At 72.9% G+C, this 21,256-nt stretch carries 18 protein-coding genes; 10 read left to right on the top strand and 8 right to left on the bottom strand.

What is annotated here, in order from left to right; translation table 11 throughout:
• The first annotated feature begins 390 nt into the window (after positions 1-390).
• Positions 391-1,647: a cytochrome P450 gene (locus tag ABZW11_RS41220; RefSeq protein WP_355430217.1), complete on the top strand. Its 1,257-nt coding sequence runs from the start codon at positions 391-393 to the stop codon at positions 1,645-1,647.
• A gap of 3 nt (positions 1,648-1,650) precedes the next feature.
• On the opposite strand, the gene ABZW11_RS41215 is transcribed toward ABZW11_RS41220, so the two are convergent.
• Positions 1,651-2,220 carry an XRE family transcriptional regulator gene (locus ABZW11_RS41215; protein ID WP_355430214.1) on the bottom strand — a complete coding sequence of 190 codons (570 nt, stop codon included), beginning with the start codon at positions 2,218-2,220 and terminating at the stop codon, positions 1,651-1,653.
• A 69-nt stretch (positions 2,221-2,289) separates the two neighbouring features.
• On the opposite strand from ABZW11_RS41215, the gene ABZW11_RS41210 reads away from it, so the two are divergent.
• The 4 genes from ABZW11_RS41210 to ABZW11_RS41195 all read left to right on the top strand — a co-directional run bounded on the left by ABZW11_RS41210 (position 2,290) and on the right by ABZW11_RS41195 (position 7,827).
• Positions 2,290-3,834, top strand: coding sequence for an MFS transporter (locus ABZW11_RS41210; protein ID WP_355430211.1), 1,545 nt, complete (start codon positions 2,290-2,292; stop codon positions 3,832-3,834).
• 197 nt (positions 3,835-4,031) lie between these two features.
• Positions 4,032-4,772, top strand: coding sequence for a hypothetical protein (locus tag ABZW11_RS41205; protein ID WP_355430208.1), 741 nt, complete (start codon positions 4,032-4,034; stop codon positions 4,770-4,772).
• On the top strand, positions 4,769-5,677 hold the full coding sequence (locus tag ABZW11_RS41200; protein WP_355430206.1) for a hypothetical protein: 909 nt from the start codon (positions 4,769-4,771) through the stop codon (positions 5,675-5,677). The genes ABZW11_RS41205 and ABZW11_RS41200 overlap by 4 nt, the downstream gene beginning before the upstream one ends.
• Entirely contained in the window at positions 5,674-7,827 is a 2,154-nt protein-coding gene (locus ABZW11_RS41195) for a hypothetical protein (protein WP_355430203.1), read from the top strand. The genes ABZW11_RS41200 and ABZW11_RS41195 overlap by 4 nt, the downstream gene beginning before the upstream one ends.
• A gap of 1,127 nt (positions 7,828-8,954) precedes the next feature.
• Here ABZW11_RS41195 and ABZW11_RS41190 read toward each other — a convergent pair.
• From ABZW11_RS41190 to fxsA, 3 genes are all read right to left on the bottom strand, one after another.
• Positions 8,955-9,881 (bottom strand): hypothetical protein, encoded by a 927-nt coding sequence (locus ABZW11_RS41190; protein WP_355430200.1) that lies wholly within the window; start codon positions 9,879-9,881, stop codon positions 8,955-8,957.
• 16 nt (positions 9,882-9,897) lie between these two features.
• A complete protein-coding gene (fxsT, locus tag ABZW11_RS41185) occupies positions 9,898-13,443 on the bottom strand; it encodes an FxSxx-COOH system tetratricopeptide repeat protein (RefSeq protein WP_355430197.1) in 3,546 nt (1,181 codons plus the stop codon).
• Positions 13,444-13,507: 64 nt separating this feature from the next.
• Positions 13,508-13,690 carry an FxSxx-COOH cyclophane-containing RiPP peptide gene (gene fxsA, locus ABZW11_RS41180; protein WP_345385306.1) on the bottom strand — a complete coding sequence of 61 codons (183 nt, stop codon included), beginning with the start codon at positions 13,688-13,690 and terminating at the stop codon, positions 13,508-13,510.
• 104 nt (positions 13,691-13,794) lie between these two features.
• Between fxsA and ABZW11_RS41175 the strand changes: the two genes are divergently transcribed.
• Together ABZW11_RS41175 and ABZW11_RS41170 are read left to right on the top strand one after the other, a co-directional pair.
• Entirely contained in the window at positions 13,795-14,904 is a 1,110-nt protein-coding gene (locus tag ABZW11_RS41175) for an FxsB family cyclophane-forming radical SAM/SPASM peptide maturase (RefSeq protein ID WP_355430193.1), read from the top strand.
• Positions 14,901-16,352: an HEXXH motif-containing putative peptide modification protein gene (locus tag ABZW11_RS41170; RefSeq protein WP_355430190.1), complete on the top strand. Its 1,452-nt coding sequence runs from the start codon at positions 14,901-14,903 to the stop codon at positions 16,350-16,352. Before ABZW11_RS41175 ends, ABZW11_RS41170 begins: the two co-directional genes overlap by 4 nt.
• Before the next feature lie 4 nt (positions 16,353-16,356).
• Here ABZW11_RS41170 and ABZW11_RS41165 read toward each other — a convergent pair whose 3' ends face one another.
• On the bottom strand, positions 16,357-16,932 hold the full coding sequence (locus ABZW11_RS41165; protein WP_355430187.1) for a TetR family transcriptional regulator: 576 nt from the start codon (positions 16,930-16,932) through the stop codon (positions 16,357-16,359).
• A gap of 104 nt (positions 16,933-17,036) precedes the next feature.
• Here ABZW11_RS41165 and ABZW11_RS41160 point away from each other — a divergent pair, with 104 nt between their 5' ends.
• The 3 genes from ABZW11_RS41160 to ABZW11_RS41150 all read left to right on the top strand — a co-directional run bounded on the left by ABZW11_RS41160 (position 17,037) and on the right by ABZW11_RS41150 (position 19,182).
• On the top strand, positions 17,037-18,521 hold the full coding sequence (locus ABZW11_RS41160; RefSeq protein WP_355430185.1) for an aldehyde dehydrogenase family protein: 1,485 nt from the start codon (positions 17,037-17,039) through the stop codon (positions 18,519-18,521).
• A 101-nt stretch (positions 18,522-18,622) separates the two neighbouring features.
• Positions 18,623-18,856, top strand: a complete 234-nt coding sequence (locus ABZW11_RS41155; RefSeq protein ID WP_355430182.1) for a DUF2945 domain-containing protein — start codon at positions 18,623-18,625, stop codon at positions 18,854-18,856.
• Positions 18,853-19,182, top strand: a complete 330-nt coding sequence (locus ABZW11_RS41150) for a DUF3140 domain-containing protein (RefSeq protein ID WP_355430179.1) — start codon at positions 18,853-18,855, stop codon at positions 19,180-19,182. The genes ABZW11_RS41155 and ABZW11_RS41150 overlap by 4 nt, the downstream gene beginning before the upstream one ends.
• Here ABZW11_RS41150 and ABZW11_RS41145 read toward each other — a convergent pair.
• From ABZW11_RS41145 to ABZW11_RS41135, 3 genes are all read right to left on the bottom strand, one after another.
• On the bottom strand, positions 19,175-19,828 hold the full coding sequence (locus ABZW11_RS41145; protein ID WP_355430176.1) for an alpha/beta hydrolase: 654 nt from the start codon (positions 19,826-19,828) through the stop codon (positions 19,175-19,177). The two genes, ABZW11_RS41150 and ABZW11_RS41145, sit on opposite strands and share 8 nt — an antisense overlap.
• 151 nt (positions 19,829-19,979) lie before the next feature.
• Entirely contained in the window at positions 19,980-20,216 is a 237-nt protein-coding gene (locus ABZW11_RS41140; RefSeq protein ID WP_345385315.1) for a hypothetical protein, read from the bottom strand.
• Between the two features lie 98 nt (positions 20,217-20,314).
• Complete coding sequence (locus tag ABZW11_RS41135; protein ID WP_355430172.1) at positions 20,315-21,229, bottom strand: alpha/beta hydrolase; 915 nt, start codon at positions 21,227-21,229, stop codon at positions 20,315-20,317.
• Positions 21,230-21,256 lie beyond the last annotated feature (27 nt).

Raw genomic sequence — 21,256 nt, 5'->3', positions numbered from 1 at the left:
GGCCCCGCGTGGAGCGGGCCCGCCGGGGGCCCGAGGACCCCACCCGCTCCCCGGGCCGGGGTAACCGCCGCGCGGGGGCCCTCGGGCTCCGGCGCGCGCTCTGGGGCCTTCCCGATCCGGCGCGCCGGCGTTCCGGGGCCTTCCTGATCCGGCGCGCCGGCGCTCTTGGGGGTCATAATGCAGGCGGGGGCCGGTCCGCCCGGGGGACGGGCTCCACCGCGGCTCGGGAGCGTCCTCCCCAGCAGGCGGCGCACCACCGTCCGCACACCCGCCGACCAGGAGCCCGCCACCATGCCACCACCATCGCCACCACCATCGCCACCACCATCGCCACCGCCATCACCATCACCATCACCCACCGACCCGCTCACGCGCGAAAGCTTCCACGGCATGACCGTCGCCGAGGCGGGGCGGGTGCTGGCGACGCCCGCCGCGTACGCCGATGAGGGGCTGCTGCACGCGGCGCTCACGCTGCTGCGGCGGCAGGCGCCCGTCCACTATGTGCAGGCTGACGGCTATAACCCGTTCTGGGCGGTCACCAGGCATGACGACGTGCATGCCGTCGAGCGTGATCACACGCTCTGGCTCAACGCGCCGCGTCCCGTGCTGCGCAGTGCCGCGCTCGACGCGGCCCTGCGGGAGCGGCGGGCGCGGGGCAAGGCGCTGGCCAGCCTCGTACACCTCGACGAGCCCGAGCACCGGCCGCTGCGGGCGATCGCCGCCGACTGGTTCCGTCCGAAGGCCATGCGGGCGCTGCAGGACCGGGTGCGGGAGCTGGCCCGCGGGCACGTCGATCTCATGGCCGAGCACGGCTCCAGCTGCGACTTCGCCCGGCAGATCGCCGCGCCCTACCCCCTGTACGCGATCCTCGCCCTGCTCGGCCTGCCGGAGTCCGACTATCCGCTGATGCTGCGGCTCACCCAGCAGTTGTTCGGCCACGACGACCGCGACAAGGGAAGCACGGCGGCGGGCACGCCGGGCGCGCACATGGGCGCCCTGGAGGAGCTGTTCGCGTACTTCCACGACCTGACCGCGGCCCGCCGCGCCCGGCCGACCGGCGACCTGGCCTCCTGCATCGCGGGCGCGCGCATCGACGGCCGCCTGCTCGACGACACCACGATCGCCTCCTACTACATCCTCATCGCCACCGCCGGCCATGACACCACCAGCTCCACCGTCGCGGGCGGGCTGGAGGCGCTCATCCGCCACCCCGATCAGCTCGGCCTGCTGCGCCGCGACCCCGGCCTGCTGCCCACGGCCGTCGAGGAGATGATCCGCTGGGTGAGCCCGGTCACGTCGTTCATGCGCACGGCCCGCGCCGACACCCACGTACGCGGTGTCCCGATCGCGGCGGGCGAGTCGGTGCTGCTGTCGTACCCGTCGGCCAACAGGGACGAGGACGTCTTCGACGAGCCGTTCCGCTTCGACGTCGCCCGCGACCCGAACCGGCACCTGGCCTTCGGCACCGGCGTGCACTACTGCCTGGGGGCGGCGCTGGCCAGGATGGAGGTGGCGGCGCTGTTCGCCGAGCTGCTGCCCCGCCTGGAGAGCGTCGAGCTGGACGGCGAGCCGGCGTGGACGGCGACGACGTTCGTCGGCGGCCTGAAGCGCCTGCCGATCCGCTACCGCCTGACGCCCGCCTCGTAGGGCTCAGGTCTCCTGGCCTGGGCGGTGGCCGCGGCGGGCGTCGCGGTCGAAGATGCCGAGGATCTCGCAGGGCCGCCCCTCGGCGCCGATGGCGTGCGGGAGCATCGTGGGGAACTCGGCCGCCTGGTTCGTCTCGACGCGCAGCCGCCGGTTGCCGAGCAGGAGCACGGCGGTGCCGGACAGGACGACCAGCCATTCGCGGCCGGGGTGGGCGCGCATGCGCGCGGGGTTGTCGGGGGGCGGCTCGGTGATGCGCTGGCGTACGACGCTCAGGCCCGGGTCGGCCTTGACCGGCCAGCGCATCAGCTGGTGGGGAGCGTCGATCATGGGGTTGCTGATGACGTCGTCGCCGGCGGTCTCGACGAGCTGGTCGAGCGAGGTGTCGAGGGCGCGGGCGAGGGTGACGAGGCTGTCGAGCGCGAGGCGGCGCTGACCGTTCTCGATGCGGCTGAGCGTGGACTGGCTGAGCCTGGCGCGGGCGGCCAGCTCCTCCAGTGACCAGCCCTGGGCGACGCGCAGGGCGCGGATCCTCTTGCGTACCAGGCTGTCGAGGTCGTCATCGTCTTGCGTCATGAGCAACAGCTTATGCGTCAGCGGCAAGTCACGGCTACGTTCGCAGGACCACCTGCGAAAGGACCTTTCATGAGCACGTACGAGCCGCGCCGGTTGCGCGCGATCCTCGTGGCCGTCTGCGTCGCGCTGATGGCGGTGATCGCCTCGGTGTCCGGCCTGAACGTCGCCCAGCCCGAGCTGGCCGTCGAGCTGGACGCCGCGCAGAGCACGATCCTGTGGATCATCAACGTCTACACCCTCACCCTGGCCGCGCTGCTGCTGCCGCTGGGCGCGATCGGCGACCGCTGGGGCCGCAGGCGCATGCTGATCGCCGGGCTGGCCGTCTTCGGGGCGGCGAGCGCGGCGGCGGCGCTGGCGCCCACGGCCGGCATGCTGCTGGCCGCCCGCCTGGCGAGCGGCGTCGGCGCCGCGATGATCATGCCGATCACGCTCGCCGTCATCACCTCCACCTTCCCCGCCCAGGAGCGCGGCCGGGCGATCGGCGTGTGGACGGGCGTCGCGGGCGGCGGCGGCATCCTCGGCATGTTCCTGTCGGCCGCCCTGGTGGACGTCGCGACCTGGCGGTGGTCGTTCGTCCTGCCGCTGGCCCTGGTCGTGGTGGCGCTGGTCATGACCGTGCGGTCGGTGCCCGACTCGCGCGAGCGCCACGGGCACCGCTTCGACGGGGTGGGCGCGGTGGCCTCCGTCGTGGCCGTGGCGGGGCTGATCTTCGCGCTCCAGGAGGGTCCCGTACGCGGCTGGGCGGCGCCCGAGATCCTGGCCGCGCTCGCCGCCGGTCTCGTGGCGGCGGCCGGGTTCGTCGCGTGGGAGCTGCGCCGGCGGGAGGCGTCGCTGCTGGACGTGCGGCTGTTCAGGGAGCGCGGACTGGCGGGAGGGTCGGTCACGCTGCTGGCGGTGTTCGGCGTCCAGGCGGGGATCTTCGTGGTGCTCTTCCCGTTCCTGCAGGCGGTGCTCGGCTGGACGGCGCTGCTGTCCACGGTGGCGCTGATGCCCATGGCGGTGCTGATGATGCTCAGCTCGGGGCTGGCGGCGCGGCTTGCCGCGCGGGTGGGGCCGCGGGCGACCATGGCCACGGGGATCCTGCTGGCCGGGGCCGGGCTGGCGCTGATGGCCTCGATCGTCTCCGTGTCCGGCGGCTACCTGTCCGTGCTGCCCGGCATGCTGGCCATGGGCGCCGGCATGGGGGTGTCGATGACGCCCGCCACCGAGGTCATCACCGCCGCGCTGCCACGGGAGCGGCAGGGTGTCGCGTCCGCGCTCAACGACGTGACCCGCGAGTTCGGCACCGCGCTCGGGGTCGCCCTGCTCGGCGCGTTGCTGTCGGCCGGCTACCGCGACGCGGTCGGCGCGCGGTTGTCCGGTGTGCCCGATGAGGTGGCCGGACGGGCGCGCGAGGGCGTCGCGACCGCGATCGACGCGGCGGGACCGTACGCGGGCAAGGTGGTCCTGGTGACCAGGGAGTCGTTCGTGGCGGGCTGGCAGCAGGCGATGTGGGCGGGCGTCGCGGTGATGGCCGTGCTGTTCCTGTACGTGCTCGCCCGCGGCCCCGAGCGGCCCGAGGCCACCGGGGAGGACAGGGACGGCAGGGAGCCGGCCCACGCCACCGCGTCCTGACCGCCGGGAAAGGCGCCATTTCCCGCGCACGCCTTCCTCCCGGTGCGAAAAGCGGCGGTCACCGGCCCCTCCTCCGTATTCCGCCTTCCGGCGGGCGGGTTTCCTGTGCTGTCATATGACGAGTTTGTGACCACCGCGCACTTACGCTGGAGGGGCCGGTTATCGTGGCAATTACCGGCGAGGCGAGGAATCCTGGTATGCGACGTTTGTGGGTGTTCGGCTGGTTACTCCTCCTCGGCGCACCCATAGCACTGGCCGCATGTTCGCATTCCGCCCCGCCGTTGCGTGACGACCAGATCGTCCAGTGCCTTTCCCCCACCCGGCAGCCCGAGCTGGCAGCCGCGGCGGCGGCGCTCGACGACCGGCTGAGCGCCGCCCAGGGCCGCATCGTCACCCCCACCGCCACCCTCGACCCGAACCGGTGGGCGAAGGAGAACCGCGCCGCGTTCACCCGGGCCTGCCAGGCGATGACGTACGTGGCCCCGCCCAAACCGGCCGACGGCCCGTTACCGACCGTGGTGTCCATCCTGCTGCCGGTGCTGGCGGGCGGGCTGGTGGCGCTCGTCTCCACGGAGTGGCGCAACGCCTCGACGGTGGCCGTCAAGCACGCCGACGACCTGGGCGACGCCGCCGACGCCTTCCTGGTGGCGGCCCGCGAATACCGGGCCTCCCGGCAGGCGGGCAGGACGCCGCAGGCCGGGCCGTACGAGGAGGCGTACGAGAAGCTCGCCGCCCAGCTCGCCAGGGTGAGCAGGTTCCGTCCCGGCTGGCGCCAGGTGCCCGAGGCCCGTCGCCTGCTCACCGAGCGGCTCACCCGCGAGCAGGCTCACGACGGCGACATCGAGCCGGCCCTGACCGCCCTGGCGGAACGGCTGGCGGGCTTCGACAGGGCGCTGCGCCGGCCGTGGCGGCCCCATCCGGGGGTGCGGCGGGCATGACCAACCCCATCCACCCGCCGAGCCCCGACGGCTCCCCCTACACGGGGCCGCTGCTCTTCTTCGACGAGCGGGTGGACCACCTGCCGTTGTTCGCGTTCATCGACGGCATGCACGACCTGCTGTACGAGCGCTTCGACACCGCCGTCACCAAGGAGCGGGTCGCCGCCCGCGGCCACCTGATCCTGGTGCACGGCCCGCGGGGGGTCGGCAAGAGCACGTTCATCCAGCGCTGCGCCCACCTGCTGGCCCGCGAGCGGGAGATCGAGCGGGTCTGCGTCGCCGACTACAGCCAGTCGACCGGCCACGAGGACTGCACCGAGTTCTCCGACATGGCGCTGTGGCTGGCCCGGCAGATGACCGTACTCCTGGAGGAGGAGGAATGGACCCTCCACGAGGATGTGGAATCGCTGCGGCAGGCGACCGATGATCCGTATGTGGCGTTCGGCCGGATCAGGGACGTCCTGAACGAACGCGGCGGCGTGGCCGTCGTCCTCCTCCCGCAGCACCTCCAGCTCAAGTGGGTGCGCAACTTCCAGGAGCTGGCGCGCAGGCGGATGGTCTTCTTCGCCGAGTCCTTGACGGACGACCCCGGCAAGCTCGCCGGTCAGTTCGGCAGGCACCCCACCTGCCATACAATTTTCCTGCCGGTCGGCCTTTTGGACGGCGGGGGATGCGACATCCGCGAAATTCTGGTCAAACGTCGAGTCTCCCTGGGGGACGCGGAAATGCACGAGCTCTCCGAAGCGGTACGCCCCTTCAAGACACCCAGTCAGGCGCTCGAACAGCTGGCCCTTTTCTTCGAGGATTATGGGCACAGGGACATAACCCCCGCGAAACTCAAGGCGTTCGGCGAGAAGATCGTGATGCGCCTTCTCACCCGGCTGGAGAAAGACAAGAAGTCATGAAGGGCAGCCAAGGACCGCACGAGCCCGAGGTCCCCGTCACCTACACGCTGCGCCTTGGCGACGACGCAGACCCCACCGCGATCACCGTGGTCACCCCGGCCTTCGACAGCGCCCACCGGTTCGTCGACGGCTACCTGTCGACCGGCGGCGGCGAGCTCGGCGAGTCGGGCCGGGCCCTGGCCCTGATCGGCGACCTCGGGTCGGGCAAGACCCATCTGGCCACGTCGGTGCTGCACCGCATCGCGCGCAGCCACGAGGACGCCGTCATACTCAAGCTCGACACGCCCCACTCCGAATTCGGCTACCTGTTCCGCAACATCCTGCTGGAGCAGTTCGGCCGCGAGCGGCTGCACGACCTGGTCATCGACTACTACGGCCGGGTGACCGCCGAGCAGATCGGGGAGGAGCAGGCGGGGCCCGAGCTGGCCGGCGAGATCAGGTCGCGACTGCGCGACGGCACGCTCGACCCACGCAAGGTGGTCGAGCACTTCCACCTGGCCAAGCGGGCGCTGCAGGAGGAGCTGCGCCGCATGCTGCGGCACCTGACCGAGCACTCGGTGTGGGCGACGGCGCTGGCGCTCATGGTGATGGACGAGCTGACCGACGCGGTGTGGGAGTGGCTGGGCGGCGCGCCGCCGAGCCCCGAGCTGCGGGCCAGGGGCGTGCACCGCCAGCTCGTCACCTCCGCCGACGCCTACCACACGCTGTCGGTGCTGGTCTATCTCTGCGGCCGGATGCGCCGCCGCATGGTCCTGGTGATCGACGAGTTCGAGAAGCTGCTCGGCGGCGAGGGCCAGGCCAGGGAGGACGCGGTCAACTCACTCGACGAGCTGGTCAAGGTGTTCATCGACGCCAGGGGGCTGCTGGTCTACTGCGGGCCCACCGACAACCTGCCGCTGGTCAGCCGGGGCACGCTGCAACGCACCCGGGTCATCACGCCTTCGCCGTTCGACCGCGAGGAGGCGATCGAGCTCGTCGGCAAGCGCGGCGACGAGGTGAGCGGGCCGGTCGCCGAGGCGCTGGTGCAGATGACCGACGGCAACCCGCGCGAGATCCTCTCGCTGTTCCGGCGGGCGCAGGCGATCGTCGAGGCGACCGGCAGGCCGGTGACCACCGCCACGATCAGGGAGGCCGTCAGGCAGCGCCACGAGTTCGAGTCGTGGGAGGTGAGCACCACCGTGCGGCGCATCCTGGAGGAGAGCGGGCTCGACTTCCGCACCGACGTGGTGCTCGCCGCCGACACCGACCCGATCGACTTCTGGGTCCGCTACGCCGACGGCCGGGCCGCGGTCGCCGTGCTCGTCACCAGGTCGCTGCTCAGCCCGGGCGACGACGCCCAGCTGGAGCGCAGGGTGACCGCGGCGCGGGCCAGCCAGGTGCCGTGCGAGCTGATCGCGGTGGTCAACGGCCACCTCGCCACGTCGATGCGGGCGGGAGTGTCCAGCCTGCTCGGCCGCCAGCCGCTGCTGTTCAACGTCCAGGACTTCGGCGGGCGCTTCAGGCGGACGCTGGAGGTCGCGCTCAACCGGCTGGCCGCCTCGGCCGAGGAGAACGTCCTCGAGGGGCTGCGCCGCCGCATGGACCGGCTGAGCAGGCAGCAGAGCGCCACCCAGAACATGATCGACCAGCTCCACGGAACGGTCGCCGGGCTCAGGTCGGCCCCGCCGTCCGGCGCCGCCGAGCCCGACCTGAGCGTGCTGCCGCCGGCCGTGGCCGAGCAGTTCCAGCGGGCGGGCGCGGTCACCGAGGCCACCGGTGAGCTCGACCGGCTGCTGCACGACGTCTTCGACAACCCGGCGGGCAGCGAGCACAGCCTGCGTGCCAGGCGCCGGCTGGCCTCGCGCGACCTGATGGAGGCGGCCGGCGCGTCGATGGTGCGGCGGCTGCTGGTGCGGGCGTTCCAGGAGCGGGTGGCGCAGTTCCTGGCCGACACGCCTGCGGGGCGGCTGAGCCCCGGCCAGGAGGAGGAGCTGCAGGCGATCTGCCGCACGTTCGAGGTGACCGTGCAGTCGCTGCCGTCGGCGCCGCTCAGCGCGGCGGCTCCCGAACGGGGTCCTGCGCATCCGCCACGGCCGGACGAACGCTCCCGGGTGCTGGACGAGCTGGGGCGGCGGGTGCTGAACGGAGTCGTCTCCGCGGTCCGGCCGTGAGCACGCGCTGCCAGCCGGTGTTGGCGGCCACGTGCAGCACGTTGACCACGAGCACGGCCGGCGCGATCACCGCCACCGCCTGCGGATAGGCCGGGGCCAGGGCAAGTGCCAGCAGGATCGCGGTGATGCCGTTCTGCTGGCCGAGCGCGAGGCTCACCCGGTCGCGCACCGGCAGGCCGCGGGTGATCAGCAGGCCGCCGACCACAGCCTGCGCCGCGAACGCCGCCACGCCCAGCACCAGCGCCATGGCCGGCTCGATGCCGGCGACCAGCAGCGTGCCCATCGCGAACGTGGCCAGGTAGAAGGCGCCGGTGAGCGCGCCGTCCAGCAGCCTGCCCAGCTCGGGGCGGAAGAACAGCCCGATGAGGGCCATCCCGAGGACGAGGAACTGCGCCGTCGCGACCGCCAGCAACGCGATGAGCAGCAGCAGCGAGCCGGTCCGCACCTGACCGGGCCGCATCCGCCGGCCGGCCCCCCAGCGCCTGGCAGCCAGGACGGCGGCCAGCACCGCGCCCGCGAAGAGCAGGTTGAGCCCCAGGTTCGTCAGGTAGCCGGCGTAGCCCCCGCCCGTCGTGCCCAGCACGAGCGAGGACAGGTAGACCGTCAGCAGGGCGGTGATCGGGTCGTCGAAGGAGGCCCAGGCCAGCAGCAGGGACTTGGCGCGCGGCGACATGCGGGCCCGGCCGATCAGCGCGCCCACCGACAGCGGGTCGATCTGGGCCACCGCGAGTGCCAGCAGGATGACCGCGGGATGGCCGAAGAACAGCCACATCACGCCCGCGATCAGCGCCGTCTTCAGCAGCACGCCCACGGTGACCGCGAGGACGACCGTCCTGACGTCGCCGGAGACCGACTCCTTGTTGATGCCGTGCACGCTGCCGTACAGGCCGACACAGAGCAGCGCCGTCACGCCGTACAGGAAGATCGGGTGGCCGCCCGGGCTGCCCAGGCCCAGCGCGGCGACGGCCCAGCCGGCCAGCGCCACGCCGACGCCCTTGGCCAGCCGGTCGGCGGCAGGGTCGGTCAGCAACGGGCGCACGGCCCCTCCCCACGCTGATGGGCACGGTGGCTGTCAAGGACGACGATAAGCCCCTGCCGATCATCGGGCCATGAGCCGGGCCGCCACATCAGCCCGTCCCCAGCAGCTCCGACAGCCTGGCCAGCCCCTCACGCAGCCGGTTCTCGGCGACGAACACCTCCGGCTGGAACACCGTGAGCCCGACCACGAACCCCCGGGTTCCCGGCAGCGGATAGACGTAGATCGCGCCGGAGACGACGTCGAGGACCAGCCGCCTGATCGGCGCCTCCGACAGCTGCCGCAGCGAGTACGCCAGCTCCGGCAGGTCGGAGCGGAGCCGGGAGGCGAAGTCCTGGTACAGCTTGCGGGCGCCCTCGCTGCCCTCGACCCCGCCGAACCAGGGCGCGAGCGCCGGGCTGTCGATGACGTCGGCCGCGCACAGGAAGCGCCAGTCGCGGTAGACGGCCACGTAGTGCAGGTCGTTGACGTCCACGAGCGAGCCGAGGCAGCTCACCAGGTCGGCGACCAGCGTGGGGTCGGCCGCCTCGCCCGCCGTCGTCCTGAGCACCGCCGGCTCGATGCCGGGCGTCTCGCGCGGGCTGCGCCGCCCGCCGGGCAACTGGTCGGCCTGCAGGTAGACCTCGGTCCTGATGCGGGTGACGAGCCGGGCGACCTGCTCGTCCATCTCCTCGGCGGCGGCGAGGTCGCGGGTCATGCCGATGAGGAACTCCTCCTCGAAGACGTGCCCGCACTGCACGGCCGCGTCCTCGGTCATGACGAACGTCCGCATCAGCTCGCCGGTGCCGAAGTCGCGGACCAGGCCGTCGAGGCGGACGTTCTCGGTGACGAGCTGGCGGAAGGCCCGCTCGAGCGATCTGCGCTCCTCGTCGTCCCCCTCGGCGATCGTGAACACGTGGAAGCCGCGGTCGTAGAAGGCGAGCATCTCGATGTCCGGCAGGCCGGGCAGCGCCTCCTCGCAGAGCGTGACCAGTCGTTCGTGCCCGATGTGGGCGAAGGGCGAGCGAGTCGTCCTCAAGTCCGCCTCCCGCATGTCAGTTCCCGACGATCTCGATCTCGGCGGCGTGCCGGACGCCGGCCTCGGCCCCCGGGTGGCCGACCAGGCGGCGCCGGGTGTTGGTCAGGTTCTCCTGCACGCGCAGGGTGCGCGGATGCTCGGGGCCGAAGGTCCTGGCCAGGCAGTCCCACGCGCGTTCCTCCAGGACCAGGGCCTCGGCCGGTTCGTGCGCCACCAGCCGGCCGGCCAGCGTCACGGCGGCGGCCAGCGTGTACGGGTGCCGCGTCCCGAGCCGCCTGCGCAGCGCCTCGTGCGCCTGCCGGGCCAGCTCCAGCGCCTCGGCGTCCGCTCCCGCGGCGGCCAGATAGGTGGCCAGGTTGACCCGGGCGGCGTGGGCGAAGGGGTGCTCGGCCTGCATGGCGGCCAGGCCGTCGGCCACGTGCCGCGCGTTGCCCGCCGCCTCCGCGTGCTCGCCGCGCGCGTGCAGGTCGGCGGCGAAGCCGGCCTGGCAGAGCAGCGCGTACAGGTGCCGGCCGCCGACCAGCGAGCGCAGCTCCTCCAGCGTCTCGCGGTCGCGGGCCAGCGCCTCGAAGGGCCGGCCGAGCATGCGTTCGGCGGCGGCGAGGCTGCTCTGCATGCGCAGCATGAGCAGGGTGCGCGGGTCGCCCTTGGCGCTCCTGCTCGCCAGGTGGTCGAGCCCGGCGCGGAGCAGGTCGTACGACTCCTGGTGGCGGCCGAGGTCGCGCAGCAGCACCCCGGCGGTCAGCGCGGTGCGCCACAGCCCGAGGTCGCTCTCGCCGAACAGCGCCCGCCGCCGGTCCATGCGCTGCCTGGCCAGCTCGTACGCCCGGTGCGGCCGGCCGTTGAGCGAGGCCGACAGCGCCAGGCTGTTGAGCACCTTGCTCGTCCACTCGTGGTCGGGCCCGAACACCCGGTGCATGCCCTCGTACGCCACCGAGTCCCAGTGGTAGGCCTCGTCGAAGTCGCCGACGGCACGCAGGTCGGCCGCGTGGACCTGGGCGGCGATGTACCGGAGCGGATGGCCGCGCCGGTCGCCGCTGAGCTCCCGGAGCGCCTGCCCGGACAGGGCGTGGGCGGTCTCGGGCCGGTCGAGCACGCGGTGGACGTTGGCCAGCTCCATGCGCAGCCGGTTGACCAGGTCGGCCCTGGCCTCCGCGCCGGGCGCGGTCCAGCTGCGCAGCGCGCGGTCACCGATGGCGACCGCCTTGTCCCAGGCGCTGCGGTCGCCGAGCAGGAACAGGAAGCGGACCTGCCCGGTGATCCAGCGCCTCACCATCTCCTCGCCGCACTCGATCGCGCCCGAGGGGAACACGTGCCTGCCCAGCTCCAGGTACATCCCGGCGTCGGGGCCCTCGGTGTCGCCGGGCGCGTGCCTGGCCAGCAGCGTGAGCACCTGGCGGCGGCGCTCCTCGGCCTGCGCGGCCGGCATGCGGACGCGGACCAGGCTCGCGGTCACGCGGTGCACGCGCAGCCGCCCGCCGGGGCCCGGCTCGGCCCTGGCCAGGGCGTGCTCGTGCAGCAGGCGCAGCAGGGCGTCCACCATGAGGCCGTCGCCGTACTCGCCGATCAGCGCGACCGCGTAGTCGCGCGAGGCGGTGGAGTGGGCCAGGCTCAGCGGGACGCCGTCGGAGGAGACGAACGTCAGCGCCTCCAGCAGCCACGGCGCGCCCTCGCCGCCCGGCACGCCGCGCAGCAGGTCGAGCATCAGCTCCACCATGACGGCGTGCACGTCGTCGGGGCGGCCCTGCTCGCGCAGGTCGCGCCTGATCCGCTGGTAGGTGAACAGGAAGCGGTCGACGGTGATCGTCCGCAGGTCGTCGATCGTGCGGCGGGGGCGCTGCGCGCTGGTCAGCTCGCGTTCCATCCACGCCCTGGCCATGGACAGGGCCAGCGGCAGGTGTTCGACGGTGGCGGCGACCTTGGCCGCGCCGCTCTCGCTGAGCAGCTCGTCGCCCGAGGTCAGCAGCTCGACGGCGTCGGCGGCGGCGAGCTTGCCGACCTCGACGGGGCTGAAGCCGCCGGGCCAGCCGGCCGCGCGGGAGGTGACGATGACGTGGCCGTACGGGCCCTGCGGGACGAGGCCGGCGATGGCGTCGGGGCGGTCGGCCTCGTCGAACACCAGCAGCCAGCGGCCGGACTCGGGGCTCGCCAGGTGCTCCTTCAGCACGGCCACCGCGTCCTCGCGGGGCGGCAGGCCCAGCTCCTGGCCCAGCCTGCGCAGCCCCTCGCGGGCGGAGTAGGCGTCCTCGGCGTGCAGCCAGTGCACGACGTCGTACGCGCCGCGGAAGCGGTGGGCGTACTCCAGGGCCAGCGCGCTCTTGCCGCGCCCGGCCGGGCCCGTGACCACGCAGCGTCCCGTGCCGTCCCACCGGGGCCCGAGCTGGGCGCGCAGCTGGGTCAGCAGCGCCTGGCGGCCGGTGAATCCCTCGTCGCGCTGCGGCAGCTCCGACAGGGCGGGGCCGCGGCCGGGGAAGCGGGCGGTGCCCGTGCCCTCGCCGCCGGCCACGTACGCGCCGCCGACCCCGAGCGTGGCCTGCAGCTCGGCGGCGGCCTCCGCCTCGTGCAGGCCGCGCAGGTCCAGCTCCACCTCGCCCGCCGGTGCGGCGCCGGCGGCCTCGCCGTCGACCAGCACGCGGATCAGGCCGCGGCCCGGCAGCGGCGCGGCCCGGCCTCCCCTGCGCTGCCAGTCGAGGCCCGTCGGCTCGCCCGGCGGGCCGACGACCAGCACGGCCGTGTGCGCGTCGCCGGCCAGCAGGTCGACCGGGGTGCGCGAGAGGTAGTCGGCCTTGGTGAGGCTGTCGGCCCTGACGCCCCACAGGTCGAGCTGGGCGGCGATCCACTCGGCCCACACGTCGTAGCCGGGGACGTACACGATGGAGACGTGGCGCAGCGTGGTGACCGCGCCGCCGCTCAGCAGCTCGACCAGGCGTTCGTACGCGGCCCGCTGGGTGCCGCCCGAGCCGGGCGGCTCGGTGAGGACGGCGAGGTCGTCGGAGAAGTAGGCGGCGCTGTCGTAGGGCACCTCGACGGCGATGTCCGTGCCGAAGCCGGCCGTGGCCCGCTGCCTGGCGGTGCGCAGCAGGTCCTCGCCCTCGTGGGAGACCATCGTGGGCAGCGGCACGACCGGGGTGCCGGCCGCGCGCATCTGGCGGGCCGTGGCCGCGGCCTCGTCGATGCCGTACGGGCTGAGCCAGAAGCACACCACGGCGCTGTCGCAGGACCGGATCACCGGCGACGGCTCCGCGCCTGGCCGCAGGTTGACCAGCACATAGTCGTAGGGGGCGGCGGCGTCGATCTCCTCGCCGGCCAGCACCGCGTGCCGCACGACCTGGCCGGGAAGGTCGACGGCGATCTCCAGGCCCGACCAGTCGCCGGGGCCCGCCGTACGCGGCTCACCAGGGCGTTCCGGCAGGAAACGGCTCAGGTAATGGCGCAACGCCGGCGCCTGCGGCTCCTCGTCGAGCACGAGGACGCGTTTTCCCGCCTCGGCGAGAAGAAGCGCGCAGTTGCACAGCGCCATGGTGCGGCCGAGGCCGGCCCGGGTCGAGAAAAAACCGATCACACGAGCTTTCGTCACCGTGTCCACCGCCGCGCCTTCGCTCTATGCCGACATCGCGCCCACGGACCTAATCCTTACCTGCGCCGGGCAGGCACGTGTCGTGGCCGAGGAAATAAGTTTCCGATGGATCGTCCGTGTCCGCCAGCAGCCTGCGTACGGCGCGGCTCAGTGCGCTGTCGGGCAGCTGCGCCACGGCTTCCAGGTCGAGGTCCGACAGGTCCGGCAGCTCTGAACGGAGAATCTCATCCACCTGTCCCCCAGGACCGAAATCGTAGTCAATTTCCGGTTACTCGGATATTATCCGTTGAGCGTTTCCCGGAGCATTGGACAGCAGTGCATTTATTTCCCGCAGCCATGCCGGAGAGTTTTCGCACATTCGTTCTCAAACTCCACAGCCGGTGTGATCTGGCCTGCGATCACTGTTACGTATACGAATCCGCTGACCAGAGCTGGCGCGATCGTCCCCTCATGATGAGCGCCCGCACCGCGGCGGCGACGGCGGCCCGCATCGAGGAGCACGCGGCGGCCCACGGGCTGCGCTCGGTCAACGTCGTCCTGCACGGCGGGGAGCCGCTGCTGTGCGGGCCCGCCCACCTGCGCACCCTGCTCGCCACCTTCGCCGGGATGTCCGTCCGCGCCCACCTCACCGTCCAGACCAACGGGCTGCGGCTCGGGCCCGCCTTCCTCGACCTGTTCGACGAGTTCCGCGTCCGGGTCGGCGTCAGCATGGACGGCGGGCGGGCCGCCCACGACCGGCACCGCAGGACGCGCGCCGGGCACGGCAGCTACGACCGGGTCAGGGCCGCCGTCGAGATGCTGGCCGCCCGTGAGGGGCGCTTCGCCGGGCTGCTGTGCACGATCGACCTGCGCAACGACCCCGTCGAGGTGTACGAGGAGCTCATCTCTCTCCGGCCGCCCGCCGTCGACTTCCTGCTGCCGCACGGCAACTGGTCGCAGCCGCCGCCCGGACGGGTGCCCGGGGGCGGGACCCCGTACGCGGACTGGCTGATCGCCGTCTTCGACCGCTGGTACGGCGCGGTCCCGCCGGAGACCTCCGTACGTGTCCTGGAGGGGATCCTCGTGCTGCACCTGGGCGGCCGGTCGGGCACCGAGGGCATCGGGCCCGAGCCGGCGGCCGTCGTGGTCGTGGAGAGCGACGGGTCGATCGAGCAGAGCGACGCGCTCAAGTCCGCCTACCACGGGGCCGCCGCCACCGGGCTGCACGTCGCCACCGACCCCTTCGACGCCGTCTTCGAGTTGCCCGGGGTGGCCGTCCGCCGGCCGCCTCCGGCCGCCTGCCTGGCCTGCCCGCGCGTACGGGTGTGCGGCGGCGGGCACGTCGCGCACCGCTACCGCGACGGGGCCGGCTTCGACCGGCCCAGCGTCTACTGCCCCGACCTGTACCGGCTGATCGGGCACATCGGCTCCAGGGTGACCGGCGACCTCGCCCGGCTCGGCGGATGATCCGCGGCTTCGCCCTCTCCCCCGCCGCACTCGACGACCTGGCACGCGGTGGCCCGGTCCCCGGCGACCCGGCCGCGATGGAGCGCGGCAAGAACATCCTGCTCCTGCACACGGTCGTCGCCCGCAGCCGCGCCCTGGACCACCCTGGCGCACCGGCCACCGCGGACGCTTACCGGCTCCTGGCCCGCATCCAGCAAGCCGCCCCTTCTGCGGCGGCCGAAGCCCTGGGCTACCCGTTGCTGGGCACCTGGGCCTCAGCCACGGTGGCGGCCCTGAACCGCGGAGAAGACGCGACCCCCCAGCGCCTAGCCGCCCTGGCCGCCACCGCCGCCCTCATGGCAGGCGTCCCTGTCACAGCGCCCTTCACCACAAGCACGGAAATGGCCGAACTTCCCGGCCTCGGCCGCCTCCTCCTCCCAGGAGTCCCCGCCGACGAACCCGTCACCCTGATCATCCCGGCCCCCGGCCGGCCACGCGCCACCACAGGCTCCCCAACCCCTCACCACCAGCCGGGGGTCGCCGCAGGCGGGCCGGCCAGATCTGCCCCCGCCCACCAGCCGAGCACCCTCGGCCAGCCGGTCGATCCCACCTCCGCCCACCAGCCGAGCGCCATCGGCGAGCCGGTCGGTCCCGCTTCCGCCTGTCTTGAGGTAGCCGGTGAGCGCTTCCCTCTCCCCCATGACCTGCGCGCCACCGTGGCGGTCGGTGGGGCGCGGTGGGAAGGGGTGCGAGACGTCGGGTTTCTGCTCGATGATGTGGATCCCTGGCGGTTTCCTGGGCCGATTCCGCCGTTGGGGCGGCTCGCCGACGTCGAGGCGGAGGCTTGGGGCGCGGTGCTCGATCAGGCCCGAGAGGTGCTCAAGGCGCGGCATCCCGGGGTGGCGCGGGCGCTGGAAGGCATCACCAAGGTCGTGGTGCCGATCGCGCCGCCTGAGGCGGGCACGCGGAGCGCGACGGCGCGCACCGCGTACGGGAGTGTCGCGATGTCGTGGCCGCACGACGCGCGATCGGCGGCGCTCACGCTGACCCACGAGGTGCAGCACGCCAAGCTGACGATGCTGATGGACCTGTTCGACCTGGTACGTCCGGGCGCGCGGGGCCACTACTACGCGCCCTGGCGCGACGACCCGAGGCCGGCGGCGGCGCTGCTGCAGGGTGCGTACGCGCACATGGGGGTGGCCGGGTTCTGGCGGGCCGAGCGTCACGTGACGGCCGACTCCGAGGTGGCGCACAGCGAGTTCGCCCGCTGGCGGGACGCGGCGCACGAGGCGTGCCTGACCCTGCTCACCAGCGGCACGGTCACGGCGCTCGGCCGCCGCTTCGTCGAGGGCATGCTGGAGACGCTCGCGGCCTGGCGAGCGGAACGCGTCCCCGCGGAGGCGTCGGCGCTGGCCCGCCGCGCCGCCACCCGCCACCGCCTCCAATGGGCCGCCCGCCACGGAACCTGACCGGTCAGGGCTTCTCGGTGGGGGCGAAGGCGCGGTGGACGGCGGCGGCGAGGCCGGCGCGGCGGCGGTCGTGTTCCGCCTCGGGGTCGTCTTCTGTCGCGGTGTAGATGATGCCGGCCGGTGACCAGGTCATGGCCAGGGCGATGACCATGGCATGCACGTCGGCGGGGTCGAACGCGGGGTCGATGTGGCCGGCGGCCTGGGCCTCGGCGATGGCGCCGGCCTTGGGCACCTCATCGGCCTCGGAGAACAGGTAGCCGGTCGGGGTGCGTTCGAGCCTGGCCCAGGTGGCCAGGCGGACGAGCTGCGGCCGGTCGAGGTAGGCGTCGTAGAGGCGGACGGCGTAGCCGGGCAGATCGTCGGGGGTCAGCGGCGCGACGTCGAGCACGCCCTGGACCTGGTCGGCCAGCACGGCGTCGAACAGGTCCTCCTTGCTGCCGTACTTGGCGTACATGACAGCCTTGCTGACCTTGGCCTCGGCGGCGATGCGATCGACGCGGGCGCCGGCGATGCCGTGGGCGGCGAACTCGGCGGCTGCGGCGTCGAGGAGGCGCCGCCTGCTGGCCTCTCCTCTTCCCATGGGGGCGATTCTAGAACGAACTGGTTCGTTTGCGCGAACCGCACAGATCGGGTTACGGTCGGTCGTAACAGAACAAACCAGTTCGTTTTGGAGACGACTCTCTCATGACTGTTCCCCTCACCCTGGACTCCTCCGAGCGTCCCGCGCCCGCCTTCCTCGCCGACGGCTCGACCAAGCGGCTGCTGATCGGCGGCGCCTGGGTGCCCCCGCGGTCGGACGAGACGTTCGAGACCCGCGACCCGGCCACCGGTCAGGCTCTCGCCCGCGTGTCCGCCGCCGGCCCCGACGACGTCGCCGCCGCCGTGGCCGCCGCACGCCGGGCCTTCGAGGCGCCCTCGTGGGCGGACATCACCCCGTACGAGCGCAGCAAAGTGCTGCTGCGCATCGCCGACGTGATCGAGGCGCACACCGAGGAGCTGGCCGTGCTCGACTCGCTCGACATGGGCGGGCCGCTGTGGCTGACGCGCTGGATGGTGGAGCACGCGGTGGAGGTGTTCCGCCACTACGCGGGCTGGCCGACGAAAATCTACGGACGATCCGGGCCGTCGGACCCCTCGACCCTCGCCTACACCGTCCGTCAACCGCTCGGCGTGGTCGCCGCCATCACCGCGTGGAACGGCCCGATCCTGCAGCTCGCCTGGAAGCTGGCCCCCGCGCTGGCGACCGGCAACACGGTCGTCGCCAAGCCCGCCGCCTGGTCGCCGCTGTCCGCGCTGCGCGTCGGCGAGCTGCTGGCGGAGACCGGGCTGCCGGCCGGCGTGGTGAACATCGTCACCGGCGGCGCCCCGACGGGCGAGGCCATGACCGGCCACCCGGACGTCGACAAAATCTCCTTCACCGGCTCGCCGGCCGTGGGCCGGCGCATCCTGGAGGTCTCCAGCAGGGACCTCAAGCGCGTCACGCTGGAGCTGGGCGGAAAGTCGCCGACCATCGTCTTCGACGACGCCGACCTGGAGGCGGCGGCGAGGGGCGCGGTGGCGGGGTTCGCGCAGGGCAGTGGCCAGGGCTGCGTGGCGGGCAGCCGCATCTTCGTGCAGGAGTCGGTCCGTGAGCGGTTCCGGGAGCTGCTCGTACGGGAGATGCGCTCGTACGCGCTGGGCGACCCGTTCCACCCCGGGACCAAGGCCGGGCCCCTCGCCACGCGGGAGCACTTCGACCGGGTGGCGGCGTACCTGGACGTGGCCAGGGAGGAGGGCGGCGTCCTGCACACCGCCGGCGAGCTCGGCCACGGCCTCTACATGCCGCCCACGCTGGTGGAGCAGGCAGGTCCCGGCGCCCGCGTCGTACGGGAGGAGATCTTCGGCCCCGTCGCGGCGCTGCTGACCTTCACCGACCTCGACGACGCCGTCGCCCAGGGCAACGACACGATCTACGGCCTGTCGGCGTCGGTGTGGACCAGGGACCTCGGCCGCGCCCACCGCGCCGCCGCCCGCCTGCGCGCCGGCACCGTGTGGATCAACACCTTCGGCGAGATGAGCGCGGGGAGCCTGCCGTTCGGCGGGTTCAAGCAGTCGGGGCTGGGCCGCGAGCACGGCCTCGAGGTCCTGGACGCCTACACCGAGACCAAGACCGTCATGGTCCGGCTCTGAGTCCGGCTCTGAGTCCGGCCCTGAGGGGGTTTGACCTCGCCTTGGCGGTATCCGTGCCCGCCGTGGGGCCTGCGCGGGTCTGGTCGGGTAGGGCGCAGCTCATGACGAAGAAGCGGAAGCAGGAGCCGTCCGTAGGCGACGAGGTCACCTGGAAGAGCCACGGCTCCACCGCCCACGGCAAGGTCGAGAAGAAGGTCACCAGCAGGCAGGAGGAGGCGGGCCGCACGGTCGCGGCCTCGCCCGACGAGCCCCAGTACGTCGTTCGCAGCGAGAAGAGCGGCAAGAAGGCGGTGCACAAGCCGTCGGCGCTGCGCAAGGGCAAGGGGTCGCGGTGAGCGAGGACCACGAGACGGTCGCGAAGGAGTTCGGCGAGGCGGTGAACATGACCGCCAAGGAGCTGGAGCACTGGCTGGACAGCGACGACTCCAAGGCGGTCGGCCAGAAGGACGGCGGCGGCGAGTCCACCGGCCACGAGTCGGGCCGGCGGATCGTCCAGCTGCTGCGCGCCAAGAAGTCCGACCTGACGGATGACGACTACGCGCACATGCGCAAGGTGGTCGGCTACGTTCACCGGCACCTGGCGCAGCGGCCCTCGGGGGACGTCAAGGAGACCAAGTGGCGCTACTCGCTGATGAACTGGGGCCACGACCCGCTCAAATGACCCGCGCCAGATAGTCGGCCAGCTCGCGCTGCCGGGACACCATCACCATGTGGCTGCCCGGCAGCTCGTCGGGGACGATGCCGAGCCGTTCCTTGACGTGCCGGCGGACGAACTCGGGGGTGAAGAGGCGGTCGTCGCGGCACAGGACGTACCTGGTGGGGACGTCCGGCCAGGCGGCCAGCGGCCACGGCTGCGCGACGGCCCGGTCCATGCTCATGTGCTCGGACACCGCCGCGTCGTGGGCGATCACCCGGTCGGCCAGCTCCTTGGGGACGTCGTGCCAGTAGAGCTCGTACTCGTCCTCGGTGCCGGACGGCGGCCTGCCGCTGCGCTCCCACCAGTCGTCGGGCGTCTCTCCCGGGCTGGGGATCATGGCGGTCACCATCACCAGGGCCGCCGCCTGTACGCGGGCGCAGACCAGCGGCCCCACGAACCCGCCCCACGAGTGCGCCACCACGACCGGCGGCCGCCGCTCCCCGACCGCCTCGACCACGGCGTCGGCGTAGGTCCACAGGTCGGCGTCGGGGTCTGACATGGGCAGGTCGATCGCGACGGTGTCGTGTCCCCGGGCACGCAGCTCGGGTTCGAGCAGGTGCCAGTCGTACGCGCTGCCACCGCCGCCGTGGATGAGAGCGAAAGTCGTCATGCCCGTACGGACCGGCGACGCCCCGGAAACTCATCGGCCATGCTGAAGTGCATGGCCGGGAAGCACGCGTGGGGACGCCGAGCGTGACCTCCTGCTCGCGGGCGCCGGCATGCGGACGCCCCCGGGCGCGGCCGGGGGCGTCTGCGGGGTGTCAGGCGACCAAGCGTTTGCGGAGCAGTTCCTTGGCCTGCTCGGCGCCTTTGTGGCTCTCGGCCTGGGCGCGGCGGAAGAAGCCGGCCAGCTCGTCGTCGCCCGTACGCTCGGCGTCGGCGATGTAGTTCTCCAGCCGCAGCACGTTGCTCAGGCACTGCTCGACGAACCAGATGAGGTTGTAGTCCTTGTCCTGGGTGCCGGTGACCTTGCCGGTCTCCTGGCCTGACGGATTCATGTGTCTCCTCCTAGCCTTCGGACGGTCGGTCCCCCTCGTGACCGGCGGCGTGGCCGGTCGCCTCCGTCCTCCTGCCCGGCAGGCGCGCGTTATGCCTCTCAGCGCCTCCGTGTGGTGAAGTCCAGCAGGAGGGCGGCGGTGCGCTGGGGGTCCTCCAGGATGGGGGTGTGTCCGAGGCCGGGCAGCAGCTCGACCGTCACGCCCGGCACCTTCCGGTAGCCGGCGGCGGAGGACGGGCGCCATCTGCCGTCGTCCGCGCCGAACAGCACCAGCAGCGGCTTGCCCAGGCCCGCCAAGCGGTCGGGCAGAGCCCGCTCCTTCAAGTACTCGGTGGTCTCGCGCATCGTGGTGGTGAGGGTGTGGAAGGTCATCAGGCGTACCTCGTCCACGAGCTCCTGGGGCACCTCGAAGTCGGGACGGCTGAAGGCGGTGCGGCCGAAGCGGAGGATCTGGTCGTCGGTCGGCGGCCATCGCGACGGGTCCAGGGGCAGGGGCTCCTGCGGGATGTACGCCTCCAGGCTCGGGCCCGTGTTGATGAGTGCGAGCGCGTCCACCAGGCCGGGCCGCAGCTCGGCGAGGGCCGTGGCCACCACGCCGCCGCTGGAGTGGCCGGCCACGACGGCGTGCTCGATGCCGAGCCGGTCGAGTGCCTCGCCGACGCGGCGGGCCTGGTCGGGCGTCGCGTAGCTACGGTCGTCCGGCTTGCCCGACCTGCCGTGTCCGAGCAGGTCGATCCTGATGACGTGGTGCCGCCCCGCCAGCAGCGGGACCATCGCGTCCCACGAGCGGAGCGAGGAGGCCGAGCCGTGGACGAGCAGGAGCGCGGGCGCGTCGCGCGGGCCGTCCTGGCAGACGTGGAGGTCACCGTCGTCCAGCGACAGCGTGCGGCTCCCGGTGGTGCCGTCGTCCTGTGACGGCGCATAGCTCTCGCTGGAGCCGTCGTCCTGTGACGGCGCATGTCTCTCGCTGGTGGGGCCGCTCTGCATGCGCGGCCCGCTGTCGGAAACAGTCATGCCGCCACTGTGGCGACGGCCGGGTGG

Source organism: Nonomuraea sp. NPDC004580 (genome assembly GCF_040609855.1).
Taxonomy (GTDB): Bacteria; Actinomycetota; Actinomycetes; order Streptosporangiales; family Streptosporangiaceae; genus Nonomuraea; species Nonomuraea salmonea.
The sequence above is the reverse complement of the archived record's forward strand: the minus strand, read 5'-3'. Positions and strand labels throughout refer to the sequence as shown.

What these genes read in the sequence shown, in the direction of transcription:
- ABZW11_RS41220 (WP_355430217.1), top strand. Translation starts at nt 391, where the DNA reads ATGACCGTCGCCGAGGCGGGGCGGGTGCTGGCGACGCCCGCCGCGTAC.
- ABZW11_RS41215 (WP_355430214.1), bottom strand. Translation starts at nt 2,220, where the DNA reads ATGACGCAAGACGATGACGACCTCGACAGCCTGGTACGCAAGAGGATC.
- ABZW11_RS41210 (WP_355430211.1), top strand. Translation starts at nt 2,290, where the DNA reads ATGAGCACGTACGAGCCGCGCCGGTTGCGCGCGATCCTCGTGGCCGTC.
- ABZW11_RS41205 (WP_355430208.1), top strand. Translation starts at nt 4,032, where the DNA reads ATGCGACGTTTGTGGGTGTTCGGCTGGTTACTCCTCCTCGGCGCACCC.
- ABZW11_RS41200 (WP_355430206.1), top strand. Translation starts at nt 4,769, where the DNA reads ATGACCAACCCCATCCACCCGCCGAGCCCCGACGGCTCCCCCTACACG.
- ABZW11_RS41195 (WP_355430203.1), top strand. Translation starts at nt 5,674, where the DNA reads ATGAAGGGCAGCCAAGGACCGCACGAGCCCGAGGTCCCCGTCACCTAC.
- ABZW11_RS41175 (WP_355430193.1), top strand. Translation starts at nt 13,795, where the DNA reads ATGCCGGAGAGTTTTCGCACATTCGTTCTCAAACTCCACAGCCGGTGT.
- ABZW11_RS41170 (WP_355430190.1), top strand. Translation starts at nt 14,901, where the DNA reads ATGATCCGCGGCTTCGCCCTCTCCCCCGCCGCACTCGACGACCTGGCA.
- ABZW11_RS41165 (WP_355430187.1), bottom strand. Translation starts at nt 16,932, where the DNA reads ATGGGAAGAGGAGAGGCCAGCAGGCGGCGCCTCCTCGACGCCGCAGCC.
- ABZW11_RS41160 (WP_355430185.1), top strand. Translation starts at nt 17,037, where the DNA reads ATGACTGTTCCCCTCACCCTGGACTCCTCCGAGCGTCCCGCGCCCGCC.
- ABZW11_RS41155 (WP_355430182.1), top strand. Translation starts at nt 18,623, where the DNA reads ATGACGAAGAAGCGGAAGCAGGAGCCGTCCGTAGGCGACGAGGTCACC.
- ABZW11_RS41145 (WP_355430176.1), bottom strand. Translation starts at nt 19,828, where the DNA reads ATGACGACTTTCGCTCTCATCCACGGCGGCGGTGGCAGCGCGTACGAC.
- ABZW11_RS41140 (WP_345385315.1), bottom strand. Translation starts at nt 20,216, where the DNA reads ATGAATCCGTCAGGCCAGGAGACCGGCAAGGTCACCGGCACCCAGGAC.
- ABZW11_RS41135 (WP_355430172.1), bottom strand. Translation starts at nt 21,229, where the DNA reads ATGACTGTTTCCGACAGCGGGCCGCGCATGCAGAGCGGCCCCACCAGC.